General features: G+C 37.3%; 19 protein-coding genes. 4 read left to right on the plus strand and 15 right to left on the minus strand.

Annotated features, from left to right (window positions below; translation table 11 throughout):
* The first annotated feature begins 297 nt into the window (after nucleotides 1-297).
* On the plus strand, nucleotides 298-459 hold the full coding sequence (locus tag VYJ22_RS07075) for a hypothetical protein (protein ID WP_329903203.1): 162 nt from the start codon (nucleotides 298-300) through the stop codon (nucleotides 457-459).
* Nucleotides 460-493: 34 nt separating this feature from the next.
* Here the strand turns inward: VYJ22_RS07075 and VYJ22_RS07080 are convergent, their stop codons facing one another.
* From VYJ22_RS07080 to VYJ22_RS07115, 8 genes are all read right to left on the minus strand, one after another.
* Nucleotides 494-820 carry a rhodanese-like domain-containing protein gene (locus VYJ22_RS07080; protein WP_329903205.1) on the minus strand — a complete coding sequence of 109 codons (327 nt, stop codon included), beginning with the start codon at nucleotides 818-820 and terminating at the stop codon, nucleotides 494-496.
* A gap of 412 nt (nucleotides 821-1,232) precedes the next feature.
* Nucleotides 1,233-1,841 carry a Crp/Fnr family transcriptional regulator gene (locus tag VYJ22_RS07085; protein ID WP_329903206.1) on the minus strand — a complete coding sequence of 203 codons (609 nt, stop codon included), beginning with the start codon at nucleotides 1,839-1,841 and terminating at the stop codon, nucleotides 1,233-1,235.
* 42 nt (nucleotides 1,842-1,883) lie between these two features.
* On the minus strand, nucleotides 1,884-3,341 hold the full coding sequence (locus VYJ22_RS07090; protein ID WP_329903208.1) for a potassium/proton antiporter: 1,458 nt from the start codon (nucleotides 3,339-3,341) through the stop codon (nucleotides 1,884-1,886).
* Nucleotides 3,342-3,555: 214 nt separating this feature from the next.
* Entirely contained in the window at nucleotides 3,556-4,380 is an 825-nt protein-coding gene (gene tsf, locus VYJ22_RS07095) for a translation elongation factor Ts (RefSeq protein WP_329903209.1), read from the minus strand.
* A 123-nt stretch (nucleotides 4,381-4,503) separates the two neighbouring features.
* Entirely contained in the window at nucleotides 4,504-5,358 is an 855-nt protein-coding gene (rpsB, locus tag VYJ22_RS07100) for a 30S ribosomal protein S2 (RefSeq protein ID WP_329903211.1), read from the minus strand.
* 131 nt (nucleotides 5,359-5,489) lie between these two features.
* Nucleotides 5,490-5,876, minus strand: coding sequence for a 30S ribosomal protein S9 (gene rpsI, locus VYJ22_RS07105; protein ID WP_329903213.1), 387 nt, complete (start codon nucleotides 5,874-5,876; stop codon nucleotides 5,490-5,492).
* An 8-nt stretch (nucleotides 5,877-5,884) separates the two neighbouring features.
* Complete coding sequence (gene rplM / locus VYJ22_RS07110) at nucleotides 5,885-6,340, minus strand: 50S ribosomal protein L13 (protein WP_329903214.1); 456 nt, start codon at nucleotides 6,338-6,340, stop codon at nucleotides 5,885-5,887.
* A gap of 430 nt (nucleotides 6,341-6,770) precedes the next feature.
* A complete protein-coding gene (locus VYJ22_RS07115; RefSeq protein WP_329903216.1) occupies nucleotides 6,771-7,910 on the minus strand; it encodes a BPL-N domain-containing protein in 1,140 nt (379 codons plus the stop codon).
* Nucleotides 7,911-8,819: 909 nt separating this feature from the next.
* On the opposite strand from VYJ22_RS07115, the gene VYJ22_RS07120 reads away from it, so the two are divergent.
* Genes VYJ22_RS07120 through VYJ22_RS07130 form a run of 3 tightly spaced genes read left to right on the plus strand, consistent with a single transcriptional unit; the run spans nucleotide 8,820 to nucleotide 11,062 of the window.
* Complete coding sequence (locus VYJ22_RS07120) at nucleotides 8,820-9,491, plus strand: hemerythrin domain-containing protein (protein WP_329903217.1); 672 nt, start codon at nucleotides 8,820-8,822, stop codon at nucleotides 9,489-9,491.
* Nucleotides 9,492-9,505: 14 nt separating this feature from the next.
* The gene (locus VYJ22_RS07125) at nucleotides 9,506-10,108 is read left to right on the plus strand and encodes a response regulator transcription factor (RefSeq protein ID WP_329903218.1); all 603 of its coding nucleotides are present in this window, start codon (nucleotides 9,506-9,508) and stop codon (nucleotides 10,106-10,108) included.
* Nucleotides 10,109-10,120: 12 nt separating this feature from the next.
* Complete coding sequence (locus VYJ22_RS07130; protein ID WP_329903219.1) at nucleotides 10,121-11,062, plus strand: NAD(P)H-dependent flavin oxidoreductase; 942 nt, start codon at nucleotides 10,121-10,123, stop codon at nucleotides 11,060-11,062.
* Nucleotides 11,063-11,154: 92 nt separating this feature from the next.
* Here the strand turns inward: VYJ22_RS07130 and VYJ22_RS07135 are convergent, their stop codons facing one another.
* From VYJ22_RS07135 to gcvT, 7 genes are all read right to left on the minus strand, one after another.
* Complete coding sequence (locus tag VYJ22_RS07135; RefSeq protein ID WP_329903220.1) at nucleotides 11,155-12,000, minus strand: hypothetical protein; 846 nt, start codon at nucleotides 11,998-12,000, stop codon at nucleotides 11,155-11,157.
* A 94-nt stretch (nucleotides 12,001-12,094) separates the two neighbouring features.
* A complete protein-coding gene (locus tag VYJ22_RS07140; RefSeq protein ID WP_329903221.1) occupies nucleotides 12,095-12,688 on the minus strand; it encodes a 7-carboxy-7-deazaguanine synthase QueE in 594 nt (197 codons plus the stop codon).
* An 8-nt stretch (nucleotides 12,689-12,696) separates the two neighbouring features.
* Complete coding sequence (locus tag VYJ22_RS07145; RefSeq protein WP_329903222.1) at nucleotides 12,697-13,119, minus strand: 6-pyruvoyl trahydropterin synthase family protein; 423 nt, start codon at nucleotides 13,117-13,119, stop codon at nucleotides 12,697-12,699.
* 336 nt (nucleotides 13,120-13,455) lie between these two features.
* Nucleotides 13,456-13,584, minus strand: a complete 129-nt coding sequence (locus VYJ22_RS07150; protein WP_329903223.1) for a hypothetical protein — start codon at nucleotides 13,582-13,584, stop codon at nucleotides 13,456-13,458.
* Between the two features lie 344 nt (nucleotides 13,585-13,928).
* Nucleotides 13,929-16,559 (minus strand): hypothetical protein, encoded by a 2,631-nt coding sequence (locus VYJ22_RS07155; RefSeq protein ID WP_329903225.1) that lies wholly within the window; start codon nucleotides 16,557-16,559, stop codon nucleotides 13,929-13,931.
* Nucleotides 16,560-16,569: 10 nt separating this feature from the next.
* On the minus strand, nucleotides 16,570-17,400 hold the full coding sequence (locus VYJ22_RS07160) for a GLPGLI family protein (RefSeq protein ID WP_329903226.1): 831 nt from the start codon (nucleotides 17,398-17,400) through the stop codon (nucleotides 16,570-16,572).
* Between the two features lie 334 nt (nucleotides 17,401-17,734).
* Nucleotides 17,735-18,820, minus strand: a complete 1,086-nt coding sequence (gene gcvT / locus VYJ22_RS07165; RefSeq protein WP_329903227.1) for a glycine cleavage system aminomethyltransferase GcvT — start codon at nucleotides 18,818-18,820, stop codon at nucleotides 17,735-17,737.
* Nucleotides 18,821-19,217: the final 397 nt, after the last annotated feature.

Consider the following 19,217-nt stretch of genomic DNA (forward strand, 5'->3'; position numbering starts at 1 on the left):
TCATAAATTTTGTAAATATAAGTATTGAATATAATTTGGTATACAGGCAAAGATACAACATTACACCCCCTCTTGTCAAGAGCAAAGACAAAATTATACGACTTATGACTAATAAATATTGTTTCGTGAAGTATAAGTTTTTTATTTACTTATGAATTGTTACAACTTGAGACTGTTGCAAAAGTCAACAGTCTTGTGGATTTTGGAGGCAAAGCCGACAAAAGACACTTTGACCGGGCAGAGAAGGTAAAGTGCAAGGCGCTAAGAGTGTGTGCAGAGGGAGTTTACTTCAGGTAAATGACCAAGCGCGAATCTCGCAAGCAACGAAGCAATTTGCCTGCTATGCAACGGTCTCAACTTGAGAGCACAACTGATTATAAACAACTATACGCGTATAAAACTAAACAGCAGAGGCTGCCCGTAAACGGACAGCCCCTCTTCAATCTTTTCCTCAGTTGAAAAAAGATAAAATCAAATAAAAGCACGAATATAACTAGCTCTTTATCCTTTTAATAATTTTAGCAACATGCATCCATGAGCCTCCATTAATTACTTTCTCAAAACCTTTGCTTTTCAGGATTCTCATTGCCTGAGAGCTCCTGCTTCCACTAAGGCAAAAAATTACAATTGGCTTCTCCTTGGAGAGTTTGGAAATATTGCCTCCCAAAATACCAACAGGGATATTAATAGCCCCCGGTATCTTTTCCATTTTAAATTCGATGGGTTCACGTACATCTAAAAGTATAGCTCCGTCTTTAATCGCTTGTTCTATTTCGGAGTCATTATTTCCTCCAATCAGGTTATTCAAAAAATTAAACATCTTCTTTCTTATTTACGTTTAGTAATAGCTGTAACTTAATAGTAGTTTTCTTGTTACAAAATTGAGTAAAACATATTAAATCTATTGTTACAAATGTTACACTCTACAGTAATGTAGGATCAGATGTTTACTTATTGTAAAAATTATAGGCGTAAGTGTTTTATAATAAGTGATCAAATGGAAACGTAAAAAATCGTATCAGCAGAAAATATAAAGTAGAGTAAAGTCTTTACTTATAAAAGACCAAAGTCCGAGGCAATAAAACTAGAGGATATAATGTATTCTTCGATGATAATATTAGTCATAAAAAATCAATCTGCCAAATTTTTCATGAAAAAAATTTCAAAAAGATTTAATTTGCGCCCAAATAATGCCATGAATTACATTTATTGGAGCTATGAATACCTTTTGATTAATCTAATAAAGTGATTTTATTTCTCCCCAAAGTAGCGAGAGACTGTTCTTCCATTTTTTTTAAAAGCCTTGATATGACTACCCGTGCTGTTCCCAACTCGTTGGCTAGTTCTTCATGCGTGATCTTAAAGGTTTTTGTCCCATAAACGGCGGCTTTTTTATGTAGAAGGTTGAGGAGTCTTTCGTCCATCTTCCTGAAGGCAATGTCGTCTATTACCTGCAAAAGCTCTTCGAACCGCATGTGGTAAAGTCTCAAAATATAATTGATCCACTCAGGATTTTCCTGAACCAGTATATTACTTTCTTTCAAGGGAACAAACATGATCTCACTTTCTTCCGATGCAATAGCTTTGACCATACTGGCCTCCTGATGCATACTGCCAAGAAAAGACATAATGCAGCTTTCGCCGGGACGTATATAATACAGTAATATCTCGCGCCCGTCTTCGTCGGTACGTAACACTTTGAGACTTCCTGAAAGAACTACAGGAATGGAGTTGATATAAGCCTGCTCAGCAAGGATGGTTTGCCCTTTTTGATAATCTCTGATAACAGAGACGTCTTCGAGTCGTTTCATTAGTTTTAAAGAAAGAGCTATTTTTTTCATCTGTATTGAAATTTATAGTTAAGCATTACTTGGAGATGTGCTTTATTCAGTTATAGTATCTTTCTCAGAGACTATAAGCAATACATCTCCGGAGTGAAGCTCTAGTTTGCCTTTGGGCACCATATACCTGTCCCCCCGACGAACGAGTATAACCAATTCTTCTTCTTTGAGATCTATCTCCATAAGTTTGTTCCCTCCATCTAACATCCCCTCGGTTACGAGACGCTCCTCCATTTGAGCTCCGGTTGTTTCGGGTATCTTTACTCCGAAAAGAGTGGGGTTTGCCTCTATAATTTCGTCAAGTTTTAGCCATTGAGCTACTCGGGGTATACTGCTACCTTGTATGAGAAGTGATAAGAAGGTAATGAAGAAGACTACATTGAACAACTTATCAGCTCCGGGGACATTACTCATCATGGGATATGTGGCAAATATAATAGGCACAGCGCCTCGAAGACCTACCCATGAAAGGAAAGCTTTACCTCTGAATGTTATGCCTTTGAATGGAATAAGGCATAAGAAGACAGCCAGCGGTCGGGCCATGAAAATCATAAACAGCCCTGCCAGCAATGCAAAGGGGGCTACAGAAAACACTTCGTGTATATTGGCAAGCAATCCTAATGTAATAAATAGAATGATCTGAAGCAGCCAGGTAAAACCATCGAAAAAACGCTGGATGCTTTTCTTATGTACAAGTTTTTTATTCCCTACGATGATTCCTGTTATATACACTGCAAGGTATCCGTTTCCTTTGAGAAAACTTGTGGAAGCATAAGTGAAGAAAACAATACATACCAAGATGATAGGGTATAGTGTATAGTTGTCAATATTGATCTTATTGAGAATATAGACAGCAAAACGCCCCAACAGCATCCCCATACAAATTCCCACAGCAAATTGGAGCATGAAATTACCTACAATATCCCATCCACTTACGTTTGCTCCCGCAGTGATATATTGTATCAACGCAATGGTAAGCATATAAGCCATGGGGTCATTGCTACCGCTTTCGAGTTCGAGTGTAGGACGCAGGTTTTGTTTGAGGTGCATATTATTGGAACGTAAGATTCCGAATACTGACGCCGAATCTGTACTGGACATAGTGGCTGCCAGCAATAATGATATGGGGAAGGATAGATGCAACGGGGTAAAACTGAACTTACCCATCCAGTAAAGGAATGCTCCAAAGATTACGGTGGTAAGTATTACCCCCAAAGTAGAAAGCGTAAGACCTTCACGGTATACTTTGTGTACGTCGATTGTCTTTGTATCCATTCCTCCTGAAAAAAGAATGACTGACAGAGCTATGACACCTATATATTGTGCAGAGTATGTGTCTAAGAATTTCAGACCTATAGTTTCTGGTCCGAAGATAAGACCTGTAAATAGAAAGAGTAATAAAGCCGGTAACCCGAAACGAGTACCGATTTTTCCGGCAAGGATGCCGATAAATATTAATAAAGAGACTACTAGTAAGTAATGTTCGGGAGTTACACTCATATGTAATTTATTGCTTAACCGCTTTGAATCTAAAATGATTGGAATAGAATTCCTTTTCTTAAAATCAGACAAGGCATCATAATAAAAGCTATTGCCAAAATGAATCTGATCATTACAAATATACTAAAAAACAAAAAAACGCCCCGAAGAATTAACTTCGAGGCGCTTTGCGGATGTATTCTGTACAGTAGCTATTGAGCTATGTGCAGAATTATTATTCTGCGTTGAGTGTGAAACGTCTGAAAGCTACAACACTCAAGGTTTTACTCTGAGAGTGGAGATATTGTTCGATAGTTTCTTTGTTGTTCTTAACGAATTCTTGTTGAAGAAGTGTATTTTCTTTGAAGAATTTCTGCAAAGAACCTTCTGCAATACGATCGATAAGGTTTTCAGGTTTGCCGGCCTCACGTGCTTTGTCACGAGCGATTTCGAGCTCACGATCTTTTACTTCCTGAGAAACGTCTTCTGAGGTGATACCAAGCGGATTCATAGCAGCAACCTGCATAGCTATGTCACGAGCCACCTGATGGTCTACAGTTTCATTGAAAGCAACAATTGTAGCCAGTTTGTTTCCCGGGTGGATGTATGAAACACTAGTTGCTCCGTTTACAAATTCGTAAGCACCTATTTCCATTTTCTCGCCTGTAACCCCGATACGGTCAGTGATGTGATCTTGGATTGAGCGTCCGTCAGCAAAAGTAGAAGCCAGAAGTTCCTCCTTTGAAGTCGGTTTCTTGTCCATTGCTACATTCAGGATATTTTGTGTAAGATCAATAAACTCCTGATTTTTTGCTACGAAGTCTGTTTCGCAATTAAGAGCGACAAGAGCAGCAAAGCCGTCTTGCTCAGCAGCCAAAACACATCCTTCGGCAGCATCACGATCAGAGCGTTTAGCGGCAACCGCCTGACCTTTTTTGCGGATAATTTCCATTGCTTTATCGAAGTCGCCGTTTGACTCTTCTAAAGCCTTTTTGCAGTCCATCATACCTGCGCCACTCATCTTGCGCAATTTAGCGATGTCTTGAATAGATACAGCCATATTGATTGAGTTAATAAGTTATGTTTTTCCTAATTTAACAAAGCAACGAGGTCAAGACGTATATAAAAATCTTGAACCTCGTTAGCCGTTGAATTTGAAATTGTTTTTAAAGAAAGAAAAAGTTTATTCTTCTGTAGAGCTTACTTCTTCGTTGCTTTCTTCAATTTCTTCACCTTCGTTGTCGAGTTTTTCATCATCCTTGCGGTTGATTCTTTCGCGACGGGCGCCACTACGTGAGCGACGTACACGACGAGGTTCTTCTTCGTTGTCTGATTCTCCCTTGCCTTCGGCTTTACGTTCCATTAGACCTTCGCTTATAGCCTGTGTGATTGCTCCCATAATAAGTTCGATTGCTTTTGAAGCATCGTCGTTGGAAGGGATAACATAATCAACGTTTGAAGGATCGCTATTAGTGTCCACGATAGCGAATACAGGAATTCCCAAACGGTTTGCCTCGCGTACTGCGATGTGCTCTTTCATAACGTCTACTACGAAAAGAGCTGAAGGCAAACGGTTCATGTCTGCGATAGATCCCAATGTTTTCTCAAGCTTTGCACGCTGACGAGTTATTTGGAGTTTCTCGCGTTTTGAAAGATTATCAAATGTACCGTCGTTGGTCATTTTGTCAATCTGAGTCATTTTCTTTACAGCCTTACGGATTGTAGGGAAGTTGGTGAGCATACCGCCCGGCCAACGCTCAGTAACAAAAGGCATACCAACTGATGCTGCTAATTCTGCAACAGGGCTTTTTACTTGTTTCTTTGTGGCAACAAAAAGAATCTTTTTGCCACTCTTAGCCATGTTTTTTGCAATTTCAGCCGCTTCGTCTATTTTGGCAACTGTTTTGTGTAGGTCGATAATATGTATATCGTTGCGCTCCATAAAAATGTAAGGAGCCATGGCAGCGTTCCACTTTCTTGTTAAGTGTCCGAAGTGTGCACCTGCCTCTAATAATTGTTCAAAAGATACTCTTGACATAATTTCGTTTACGTTCTATAAATGTAATAATATTTACTTTCAATTCGCCCGGTAGATCAAATCCCTTGAGGTTGAAATCCGAGGAATTTAGATACTAAACGCGAAATAATATAAGGGATAAGTCCCAAATATTAACGCTTACTGAATTGGAATCTCTTACGAGCTTTCGGTTGACCCGGTTTCTTACGCTCAACAGTACGTGGGTCACGGGTTACGAAACCTGCTGCACGCAATGCGGGTTTGTCTTCGGGATTGATCTTAATAAGAGCGCGAGTGATAGCCAAACGAGCTGCTTCGCTCTGACCCTTAAACCCTCCACCATTCAGGTTGATTTTGATATCGTATTTTTCTACAACTTCAAGCTTGTTGAGAGGTTGACGTACGATAAACTGAAGGATAGAAGAGGGGAAATAAGTTGCAATATCACGTTTGTTGATTGTAATCTTGCCGGTGCCTTCTGATACATACACACGGGCAACGGCGGCCTTACGACGGCCAATAGCATTTACTACTTCCATTGTTTGTCTTATTTAAGTGTGTTAATATCAATAAGGCGAGGCTTTTGAGCTTCTTGTTTGTGTTCTGTTCCTTCGTACACATACAAGTTGTTCAAGATCTTGTCGCCCAAACGGTTTTTAGGTAACATACCTTTTACTACCTTGCGAAAAAGACGGTCTGAACCTTTGGCCTGCAATTGGCGAGGGCTAAACTGACGTTGACCACCTGGGTAGCCGGTAAATTTCAGATAAACACGGTCGTCCCACTTTTTACCTGTGAGAACTACTTTGTCTGCATTGATGACAATAACGTTGTCTCCACAATCTACATGAGGAGTAAAGTTGGGCTTGTACTTTCCGCGAAGCAATTTAGCCACTTTGGCACAAATACGGCCTAATGACTGACCTTCAGCGTCAACGATAACCCATTCTTTGGTAACAGTTGCCTTGTTTGCAGAAACGGTCTTAAAACTTAAAGTATCCACTTCTTAATTGTTTAATTTGTTAATAATAGACTTGTTAAAGATTTCAATCCTTTGCTTAGTGCTTCAGTTTTAACGTCTCGGACACAAAACATCAAAAGCCTTCCTCTAGGAAGAGAAAGTAGCATAAAAGCAATTGATAATCAACCTTTTTTGGTACTATTTGATAAAATTAGCGTGGCAAAGGTACGAATAATAATTTTTATAGACAAGTTGCAATAGATGTGTATTGCCCATTCATTTTGTCATATTGAGTGTATTAGATCGTCGTTATAAACAGTTTTACTAAGAAGCCGGATTGTATTCTCTTTTATGTTATTCCCTCAAAAGAGGTTGAGATTCGCTTTTTATTAATTATGATGTTTTGAGGGTTGCATTATAGGTATACAAATTCTGTCAGAGGTTTTCTTATTTTTCCTCTAGTTATACATGCTCATTGTAGTTGTGCTGAAGCTTTATTAAGTTCCGTGAGCATCTTCATCATAGTCTTCTTTGTAGCAGGGTCTTTCTCTGCTATAGCAGCAGCCGATAGAGCCGGTTGGAGTCGTAAATATCTGCATTTGACTATTAATTCGGCTGTACGTATCTTAACTCTTGCATCATCATCGAAAAGTAATCCTTTTATCCATTCTTTTGCATCCCATGAAACAATTTTATCGAAATATTCCAATGCTTTCAGCTTTTCTTCTGCGTTTCCGTAGATAAGCTTTTTGTAATGTGCTTTTTCTTCTTTGAGCATCGCTTCTGTACATATGATCTCTTTTCCATATACATTGGGAGCAACTGCTTGTGCAGAATATGGTATCAATTTCTTATTTAAGGTATACCTGATGAGGCGGGGGATTGTCCATTGCATTCCCGGAGTAGCTTCAGGATGACCGACGATAGAGATAACTTTGCCTTTGTCATAATTTGTTTTGATGATGAATGGTTTATCGGTAGTCATACCTGCCGGTGCACCTCCCTCACTATGTACATCGCTTTTCATTACGGCCATAGTTTCGTAAGGCATGCCTGAATTATGAGGAATTAATACCGGGCCTTCATAGTACATCATATATGCTATATCATTACCGGATAATTCAGGAAATATTTTTTTGCCCTCCTCAGAGAGTGCAACTTTGCACAAGCCGTGTCCTCGGTTATCATGTTCAATGTCGATAGCTTGTGCTCCTGACATAGACAAACAGGAATATTCTGGAGTGGATGATAGCATATAAGCCCCTGCACAAATACCCATGAGTGATCCACCTTGTGAGACATAACTTTTTAGCTTATTCCTATTATATCCTCCCATATCAAGATATTGCTTGCTGCCACTTCCTCCCGGAATAATAATTATATCATACTGTTTTATCTGTGATGTGGCCAGTTGCTCGGGTGTAATATAGTTGACTTTCATATCAGGATCAATGAGGCATGAATAATAAGCCTCTTCCACACACTCTACTGCACCTCCAAAGCCTTTAAACACGCCCACGTTGATGGTTTTGTCCTGAGCCAAGGCTACATTGCCACATAATAATAAGGTAAGGATAAAAAGCTTTTTGATGTTCTTAGTAATGTATGTCATAATATTAAAAATTTAAATCGGCCTAAAGATAAGGTATTTATATCAAAGTAAGCTTGCAGAAATGAATGGAAATAAAAAATCCCTCAACGTGTTCAATTGAGGGATTTGCGGAGCTGAAAAGTAGGCTTTGGTTAATAGATTGTTAACGTATGCTCCGGTATCTTTATGAGTCTGATTTGGGGCGTATATTCCTTCCTTGATGTGTAAGGTTTTATTTGTCCTAATAATCGACTCGAAAAATCAAAATTATATCATAAGTTAAAATAAATTACAACATAGACTTCCTATCCCCCCTTCGTATTTACAAAGGTGAAAAAAGCACACTAAAACTATGTAAGCGGGTTTTTTGTTTTTTTTACAATCTGAGCTTTTTCGAAATCACCATGAACGAGGTGAAAGAATTGCATAATCAGTCGTAAAAAAGATGAGTGACTGTATAAACAGCTTCGGATTTACACCGAATTCCCTTAAATGAGGTCTTGGTTAAAGGCTCATTACTTAAATAGCACCGCAAAGATAATCATCTTTATTAATAAAACAAGCGAAAACCCTGATAAAAAAAGGGATCTAAGCCTTTTTTTCGACTCAAACCCCTTTTTAATATTGATATAATCTATTCTCCCGAACAAATTATTCTGAGATATATCACTTAAACGGTTACAGTAAGATTAGTCTGGCCTTGGTTGATAGGCTTTCTATTATTACTGATACAAAGGTATACCTAAATAGCATTGACTCCTATACCTATAAATATTGATATATATTTTAGGGACTACCTAATCATAATGATTGCTTATAACAATCGAATAGATTATTTTTGTCTTAAACAAAAATAAGTAATTAAATATGTCATCATCTTATAGTAACACTTGTTGTAAAACTCATAAACCCATAACCGCTAAAACTAAAATGAGTGATCTGATATGTGATAACTACGGACTACTCCTTGTAATAACACGTTTCGGTATACCGTTAGGGTTTGGTGATAGTAATTTGGAACAAGTATGTCAGAAGCACAATGTGGACAAAAATACTTTGTTACTTGTGTTGAATACTCTTATTAATACTCATGATAAACCGAGTAATGAACAACTCAAGAAAATCTCGCTTTCAAGTCTTATAGAGTATTTAAGAAATTCTCATTCATTCTTTTTAGATTTCAGATTGCCTTATCTTAGAGAACAGCTCCTGGATGCTATCAATAAAACAGATTGCCCTGCTGAAGTCGCGTTTGTCATTAGAAAGTTTTTTGATGATTATGTGGAGGAAGTGAGAAAGCATATGAGTTATGAAGAGAAAATAGTCTTTCCTTATGCTTTGGATTTAGAAAAAAAAGGTATAGATAAGAATTATAATATCGGGATATTTAGTAAAAGACATGATCAGATAGAGATGAAGATCACAGAGCTCAAGAATATTTTGATTAAATATTATCCGTCGCCCAGCGGGTATGAACTTAATAGCGTGTTGCACGATATATTCTCATCGGAAGAGGATTTGGCTTCACACAATTATGTTGAAGACCACATCTTTGTTCCTCTTATTGAATTGATGGAGCAACAAGATCGCAGAGCTAATTAATTTAAACCAAAACTATGAGTGGAACAAAATATCTCAAAATAGCTATTGCCGAACCTTCAACTATAATAAGGTTAGGTATTGAAAGTATGCTAAAGAGACTCAATAATTATAAAGTACAAATCCTGTGGCTTTCCGAAGACAATGGACATGAACTTACGGAGATATCTTCGCATCTTTCGGCTGATATTTACATCTTGAATCCTATTATATGTGGTTTGCATCCTCGCTCGTTTAATATTCCTGAGGAATCTAAGACGGTAGCCATAATATCTACTTTCATTCATAAATGCTTGCTCAAAGAATATGATGATGTTTTGGAACTTGACAGTTCCCTTGAAAATGTTCAGGATATCATAGGTAAGCTTATGGATGAAGAAAAGAGCAGTACTCCTGTGATGGATACTCAAACATTGACTAATCGTGAGAAGGAAATTGTAGTATGTGTAGTAAAAGGTATGACAAACAAGGAGATAGCAGATGCGTTGTTTTTGTCCACACACACAGTTATTACGCACAGACGTAATATTTCTAAGAAACTTCAGATTCATAGCCCGAGTGGATTGACTATTTATGCTATTATGAACAAGTTGGTACAACTCGATGAGATAAACTCCTAAAAAAAAATATTGATGAATAAATTATGTGAACTGCTTGGGATACAATATCCAATTATTTCAGGCGGTATGGTATGGTGTAGTGGCTGGCGTTTGGCTTCTGCTGTAAGTGAACAAGGTGGATTGGGGCTTATTGGAGCAGGTTCTATGCACCCGGAAACTTTGAGGGAACACATCAGAAAGTGTAAGCTTGCTACCGAAAAGCCTTTTGGAGTAAATGTACCTATGTTATATCCCGAATTGGATAGCATCATAGACCTTATTATAGATGAGAAGGTGCCTATTGTAGTTACTTCCGCCGGTAATCCCAAGACATATACCGGAAAGTTGCACGAACACGGCATAAAAGTATTGCACGTGGTAAGTAGTGCAAAATTTGCTTTAAAAAGCCAGGAAGCAGGTGTTGATGCCGTAATTGCAGAAGGTTTTGAAGCCGGAGGTCACAATGGACGTGATGAAACTACTACCATGTGTCTTATTCCGTCTATTGCCCCCAATCTTTCTATTCCTCTGATTGCTGCTGGTGGTATATATGATGGTCGTAGCATTGCTGCTGCTTTAGCTTTGGGGGCTCAAGGAGTACAGATAGGATCCAGGTTTGCCGTGTCAGAAGAAAGTTCTGCATCTGATGCATTCAAGGACCTGTGTTATAAAGCGCAAGAGGGTGATACTAAATTGGTATTGAAGCAACTTGCTCCTGTAAGATTATTGAAAAACAGTTTTTATGAGAAAGTGGTGGCTCTGGAAAGTCGTGCTGCTTCGGCGGATGAGTTGAAAGCTCTCCTGGGTAAAGGTCGTGCCAAGAAAGGTATTTTTGAAGGAGATATGATTGAGGGGGAACTCGAAATAGGCCAGATATGCTCTCTTACTAATAAACCCGAAACCGTAGCTCAGATATTTGATGATCTAATTCATGGCTATCAAGCTGTTGTAAAAAGATTACCCTGCTCATTATAAATTTGATATTATATTTATAACACGAAGGATATCATGTATAACAAAAAAGTCCTCACAGGTGCCTGTGAGGACTTTTTTGTTATTTAGCTATGTCATTTGCATTTCCTATTATTATAATACCAGTATGCTATTCCAAAACCAAATAAGATGGAAATAAGTATGATTGTCATATTTTCCACACCGGAAAACCTGAACGATAGCTTGAGTAGCACTGTGGAAATAATATATGATGTATTCCTTACAATTATAGGAAATGATTCATCTCTTAGAAGTGAAAATAATAACATCAAAACTTCCAAAATAATAAGTAATGTGAAGAAGTTGATAAAAGTGCTATTGCTTAGCCAGTTTACAGAATAAAATACCGTAATATCAGAAAGCCTTAAAAGTTCTTGAATAATTATATACAAATCTGTTGCCAGATTATACAGCAAAAAAAGCATCAAGCCTATAGAAGCAATGCGCTTGAAAAGAGAAGGTGTATGATCTTGATTAATGACTTCATTTTTGATAATGATACGTTTATAGAACAAGTTGACCAATAGTATTACGATGAACAAGCCAAATAATAGAACTGTAGTTTCTGAAATGAACTTGAAGTTATCTACACTTTTATAGTTCGTTTTAGACAGGTATCCCAGAATGCCCCTCACAAATACCAATGTGATAATCTCATATTGCATAAAAATGTAATATGATGTGGATTTGCGAAAATAATATGCTATCAGGTAGAGCTCGTATGCAAGGATAATGGTAAAGGGAGTGTAGATGGCTCGTAAGATGGCATCAGTCCAATCACGGTTGCCTGCAAAGAAGAATACGGAGATGATATGTAAGGTATAAAGTAATATGGCGGATATTACAGTGATCTTATTTAATACCGTTTTACTTTTCTGCGAGAAAAATAGATTCTCTGTAATTGATACAAGCCTTGTCATAAATAATTCATTTAATTGGATAGAATAGGGGAGCTGTAAGCTACATTGGTGAATTATAAATATACAAAAGCTTTAGAATTCAAAGGTCGGTTGACTATCGAAAACCTAATATCTTATGCATTTGTATACTGAGTCTCCATTCAGGATTAGCTTTGACAAACTCAACGCATCTTTCCAGGGCTTCTTTGTCAAGTTCTATAGCTTCTCTTCCTATAAATACCGGGCTTACAAGGTAGTTATCCGCATGTGGGAGTTCTGTTACAGGAGGAGGTAAAGACCCTTTTGATTGTATCGGATACCTAAACTCATTTATCCCGTTTGGGAAGTTATCATGAAGTAATTGTATTGCCTCAGGTTTGGGACTACATGTTATATAATCAATACCTTCTGGAACAGCCTGTGTGCCATTAGTCTCAATAGCTTGATAATATCCTTTTTCTTTGAAAAACATCACTGTCTGCAGTCGCAATTGCAATGTAGGCTCCCCACCTGTCCAAATAATAAATTTACCGGGATATTGGGATATTGCGTTCAAAATATCCTCATCAGACATTTTGCTCCCTGTATCAAATTCTGTGTCACAGAAATGACATCTCAGATTACAACCGGTGAGACGAATAAAGATGGCTGCTTTACCCCAATTAGCTCCTTCACCTTGCAGGCTGTAAAATATTTCATTGATAATCATATATTCTATCAATCGGTGTGATATGTGGCAGAACACTTTCTTGTTTCTTCCACTCGACATTCTATCAAAGTAACCCCGGTATCACCCAATTGTTCAGGTCCCACATTGTTTACCAAATACATAGCAATATTTTCAGCAGTGGGGTTGAACGGCACTTCTATAATATCCTCAGGAATCAATTGTTTCAAGTCTTTGAGTAAGGGGTCTTTTTCCCATAGTATCATTTTATGATCCCATTGGTTTTCCAGCCACATGCATAGCTTTTCTTTGATCACGGCAAAGTCTATGACCCTCCCAAGTTCGTCGAGTTGATCACTAGTGCATTTAAAAAATATTCTGTAATTATGCCCATGGAGGTGTCGGCATTTGTTTTCGTGTCCGACAACTCTATGTCCCATACATATATCGTGATATCTTTCTGCAGTAACCATATTTTAGTTTTTGCCCCTTTATTTTTGTCAAAGATACGAGTTTATACGTTGTTCTTCCAACTTTCAAGCAATTTATTGTAAACGACACATGAAATAAACGCTCAGTATCAGCTTGTTATTTAATGGCTGAGAGTTATATGATTGAGCATTAAATTGTGATAAATTATCCTGTTAAAAGTGTAAAAAAAGCTTGACAATATGCCATCTTACTGATTTTTCAAGTATAATGATCCTAAAATAGCAGCCTAAAGGCTCTCAATATTTCTATAACTTGGTTGTATTATTTTCTTAGTTAGGTTGTCTTATTTTTGTAACTAAGAAAATGCAAACACTTAGTTAGGAAAATATTAGAATGTAGTTAGAAAAATTATGAAACATAGTTAGGAAAAACCGGATTAACCTCCAAAGAGACCGTTGCATAGCAGGCAAATTGCTTCGTTGCTTGCGAGATTCGCGCTTGGTCATTTACCTGAAGTAAACACCCTGTGCACTCACTCTTAGCGCCTTGCACTTTACCCTCTCTGCCCGGTCAAAGTGTCTTTTGTCGGCTTTGCCTCCAAAATCCACAAGACTGTTGACTTTTGCAACAGTCTCCCCAAATAAAAAGACAGCATTAAGGAGCGACTATCTTCTATACGGCTTTTAGTTTGCTATCAGATATATTTTTATGTTTTTAGAATTTGATATTACAACCTTTTGTCATTTGCAAAATTTGGGAATAAATAACCTGCTGAAATTATCCGTCTGCCGGGAACTACAATCCGGTTAGAGAATCATTTGATAGGTTATTTGCGAGATCGAATAAAATATTAGAGTCTAAAAGCCATTCGCAACAGTATTTGTCTACAGCGTAATTGATTGATCTGATTCGTTTCAGAGGCTCCTGAGTAATAATGGCGATAGAACACTTTGTTGTTCAATATATTGTTTACATCCAATCCCCATTCGATATTCTTGACATTGTATATCACTCGCATATCAGCGAAGAATGGGGTACTTACTATTGATTTATCTCCATGTATAAGCTTGAAAAGTTGTGTTATCGTAAGATTATCTGATAATTGCAGATTTATTTCTGCTTGATGGATGTAATTATAAATTTTAGAGGATGGGGTCACTGAAGAGTTCTTGATCTGAGAACAATACAATGCCGATGATAATTCATAATTGATAAAGCGGGACGGTTGCATGGAAAGAGATAGTATTGCATTTATGTCATTAACTTTCAAAGACGTTAAGCTTGTCTCATTCAATCCAAATATCTGCCCATCTACTGTTTGTGTTGCTGATAAATGTAATTTCATAAACGTTTTATTCCAATCCCAAAGTTTACTCACTATTCCATTTACTCCGACCAACCGCCTATGCGAGGGAATATCAATCTGAACAAACTTTACAAAGTCTTCATCAACATCTATTCGAGTAGTTTTTTCCCTGTATTCTTTATCATAGGTAGAACCAAATCTCATGGTAAATCCATGCAAGGGATTATTGTAGTTCAGCCATGCATATACAAACAATTTACGAAGATAATTGAGTTTGTTGCTGTAGCCCGATATACTCCTTGGACTTTTGAGAATAGGTGCAATGTATAGCTCATGAATATCAGGCTCAATATTGTCATATTTCCCTGATGTAGTCAGTGTCCAATAACCTGACAGTTTGTATTGCATATTCAAGGATGGAGACCATAGTAGCATATTTTTTGATGTGCTATGACTTTCCGGTTTGGTATAGGTGAGGTTGAAATATTTTAGCTGAATAGGACTTTGCGCAGTAAAATCCAGCCTATCGGAGTGAATATTGATAGAAGGTGATAGATACAAGGTTGCATTTTTGATTTTTAAATCATTAGAAAGGCGGAGTGTTGTTGATGGTTCATTTCCAAGCCTATTATCATAGTCCGATGTCAGCATTTTGCTTTTTAAATTCAAACCTGCTTCATAATTAACATATATACCCAATATTTTGTGTCGGTATTTCAAGGCAGATGTATTTTCGACACTTGTGAGATATATCTGTTGATGTAGGTCTTTATGGTTAATGTGTAACCTTTCGGGTAATGATGTGTAAGCAGTGATATTCTTGAATTCAAAGATATTGTCTTTTATGGCTTTGATATATCTAAAATCATTGTTCATTGTATATCGATTGATCTTTTTATGAAAAGAAAGATCTTGTCCTCGAGAGAGTAGGGAGACATCTGATCGATAATTATGAATATCGATTGAAAGGTTGTTTTTGAAGTATTTATTATTACTGTTGAACTCGTAATTGATATTTGTTCTGTATTTGAAGTTGTAGGTGTGCCCGTATTCTTGATTATCGAATACCACAATATGATCACCTGAGAAGTAAGAAGTATTCGCTGTTTCTTCATATTTGTTCTGATCTTTCATGAAATCGAACAATAGTCGCAGAGAACCGTCTTTATTTATATTCCACAAATGATTGGTGCTGATATAATGGCTTTGATTATTCCGTTGGATTTGAGACTCTAAGGGTATCATAGGGTTATCCTCTGAAAGTATACTCGATTCTTCTGGATCATGATACAGTGAGTGTATGTCAGAAATAAGATTTACGGTATTGCTCTCTTGTAAATAGTCTTTACCGGTATTGTTTGTTTTGTATATACTAAGATTTTGCATTTTTTTGGCAAATAGATACCCCATGATATTTTCGTCATAAAGTAAATCGGAGGGTTTATGACTGATACCTCCTGAAAGGTCAAAAAAGCTGACTATCCTCCCTTTTGCAGTTCCTTTGAGCTTAAGGTTGATTGCAGCCTGATCACTGGCAATTTTGTGATTGAGACTTTTTATAGGCTGATGGTTCTGCAAAATTTCTATATCCTTTACATCCTGAGGGCTGATATTGTTACTGGCAAGAGTGTATCTATTACCCAAAAGGTCATTGCCTTCAATATAAAATCGGTTGATAGGTTTGTTCATGTATGATATTTGCCCCGTCTTCCCAATTTCAATCCCCGGTATTTTTTTCAGTACATCTGCTATGGTTTTGTCCTGTTTCACCCTCATTGCCACTACATTATATATGATAGTATCGTTGCGTTGTTTGATCCTTTGAGTGGTTACCTCTACAGCTTTCAGTTTTATATCGCTTGGCACTAAGCTGATATTAGGATTTTGGGAAAGTTGGTGCAGTGGTAAAGTAAGTACCGTAAATCCCATGCAACGGAAGCTTATTTGAGCATTGATTTTTGGGTCATAGACTTTGTTGAGCCGAAAGTTTCCATTGTTGTCAGAGAAAGTAAATTCCAACACTTTTTGTCCGTCCAACACTGTTACCGAAACATCAGATATGGGATGATAATCCTTTTTATTTACTATTTTGCCATGGATTGGGGATTGAGCATGGCACAAGCATCCATGCAAAATAATAAAACTTAGTAGAATATAAAAGCGAGAAAATATCATGAGATAAAATTCAGGGCATTAGTTCTATAAAATTGCTTTTTCTTTTTATTTGCTTCAATGGTCTGCCATCTGCTCCTACACCTTGATCATAGTACTGACCCAATAATTGCATATAGGTCTTGGTGTCCTCCCAAAATAGTTTTCTTATTTTGTTGTATTCTTTGTGTGATATGGTTTTTAGCGGCTTTTTGAGTAATTGTACATTCTCTTTCTGTGAAAATTCGGTTTCGATACCAGAGCAAACATAGATGTAATGTTCTTGTGAATCATAAGCTTTGAGAATGAGTCCCGGCAATCCCCCTAACATGCGTGGTCCATTGGGCACAGGAATATCAGGAGCATACCATGCTATCCATTTCCTGCCTGATGTGGAGCCAATGGCTTTATTACAATGGTAACCGGCTATTGTAAGTGTATCTGTGGGTATTATATCCCATTGGATTTTTACTTCTTTGTCTGAGTATTTTATATTAGCCAAGCTTTCCTCAATTACAGTGATCATACCTTTTTGCGGTAAGCCCTTATAGAATATTTCAGAATTTTGGCTTTTAGGGTAAGGCAGTTGCTCACGAGCTTTGATTGCATCGGCAAGCGTACCTCCTTTATCAAATATTTTTTTGTCGGAAGCATCATAACTCCTCTTCCATAAACTGTAAAATTCGGAGCTTGTAGGAGTGATATCAAGTATCATTTCATCAGCTTTGTACTTGCATATTTTGTCTTCAATATATACATCTTGGTATTTCGTCTCATAGTGTATCCTAAGATTGATCGGTGCTTGAGCTTGTAGTGAGTTGATACTCAATAGCGAAAGGATGAGTGTTTTAAATATGTCTTTCATTATAGGCATTCTCATAGGTTTTAAATCAAGTTAATAGCTCTCTTATCTCAAATTCTTTTTAATGATAGCTTATTCAAGTATAGTATTTAATTTTGAAATATTCAATAATCAGATTGTTAAATGTGATGAATGATTAAGTATTTTGAGAGATATGAGGTCAATTTCAATTATGGAAATAGGTCGAGGATACTTGCTACATGTGACAAAAAACATCCGGCAAGAAACTTTCTTGCCGGATGAGATATAACTCGACTTGATTATATCTTATACTCCAATGGTGCCATTTGTATCTACCTCTCTGAAGTATTAAGTGTATAATAAGTCTGTCAATAGTTTATTTCCTGAATGGGCCTTTTACTACCTCTGCAGCTAAGCCCCTGCCTCTGACCATGATCTTTAAAGGGGTACCTACTTTGGCATATTCTTTAGCCACGTAACCCATACCAATGCCTTTCTTGAGATAGGGTGACATTGTTCCCGATGTTACCTCTCCAATAATCTCACCATTCTCATTGGCTATTTCATAGTGCTGACGAGGAATTCCTTTGTCTTTGAGTTCAAATGGCACAAGCTTTCTTGTAAGTGAGCCTGCTTTTTGATCTTCCATTAGTTTACGGCTGGGAAATTCTTTGCCGTCAACGAATTTGGTGATCCATCCTAAACCGGCTTCAATGGGCGAAGTAGTATCGCAAATATCATTGCCATAAAGGCAGAAACACATTTCAAGACGGAGTGTATCACGTGCTCCTAAGCCTATGGACTTTATGCCCTCTTCTTTGCCGGCTTCAAAAATAGCATTCCATATTTTCTCCCCATATTCCGGATAGAAGTATAATTCAAATCCACCCGCACCGGTATAACCCGTATTGGAGATAATAACTTCATCGCATCCGGCAAATTTGCCTACTTTGAATGTGTAATAAGGGATGTCTGACAGGTCTACATCTGTTAGTTTTTGTAATACAGCCACAGTTTTGGGCCCTTGTACAGCTAACTGGGCTGTACGATCAGAGCCGTTTTCCAACTCTGCTCCCACCTTATTCATTTTTTGACACCACTCCCAATCCTTTTCAATATTGGAAGCATTTACTACCATAAGGTATTTTTCATCCTCATAATGGTAGAGAAGGAAATCATCTACAATGCCTCCTTTATCATTGGGGTAGCATGTATATTGTATATCGCCAACCTTCAGCTTTGAAGCATCATTGCTGGAGACGTTTTGGAGGAATTCGAGAGCATGTGGGCCTTTGACCCAAATTTCACCCATATGAGATACATCGAAAACGCCTACGCCGTTAACAACTGTCATATGTTCCTCTATAATTCCCGAATATTCAATGGGCATATTAAAACCTGCAAATTCGTGCATTTTTGCACCTAGATTAATATGAATGTCTGTAAAAGGAGTTTTTTTCATTACAACATGTATTAGTAATTTATTAACACTGTTGTAAAGATAGGCATAATCTTAACATCACCAATAGCCCCGCTTCAATAATTTAAAAGGTTTTCCTTCTCCCCAAATCTATAATTGCCTTATCCGGGAATGTTATTTGATAAGTAGAGAATATCTCAAAAGCTCAGATCTATATTCATGAATCATATCACATCTTTATTATAGATGTATTGGGTGTATTTCTTATGAAAAGAAGATGCGAAGTCTATTGTTTTAAAGGCCGAATTAGGCCCTTAATTGATAAAATTAATACAGCGATTGATATAATTTAATAAAATTCTATTCCAAAAACTGTAAGTTTAGGCGCTTTTTGCTAATCTTATTTAGCAAAATAGGTGTTATAAGATAGAATGCAATT

The sequence above is a fragment of the Porphyromonas pogonae genome, assembly GCF_036320655.1.
Classification (GTDB): domain Bacteria; phylum Bacteroidota; class Bacteroidia; order Bacteroidales; family Porphyromonadaceae; genus Porphyromonas; species Porphyromonas pogonae.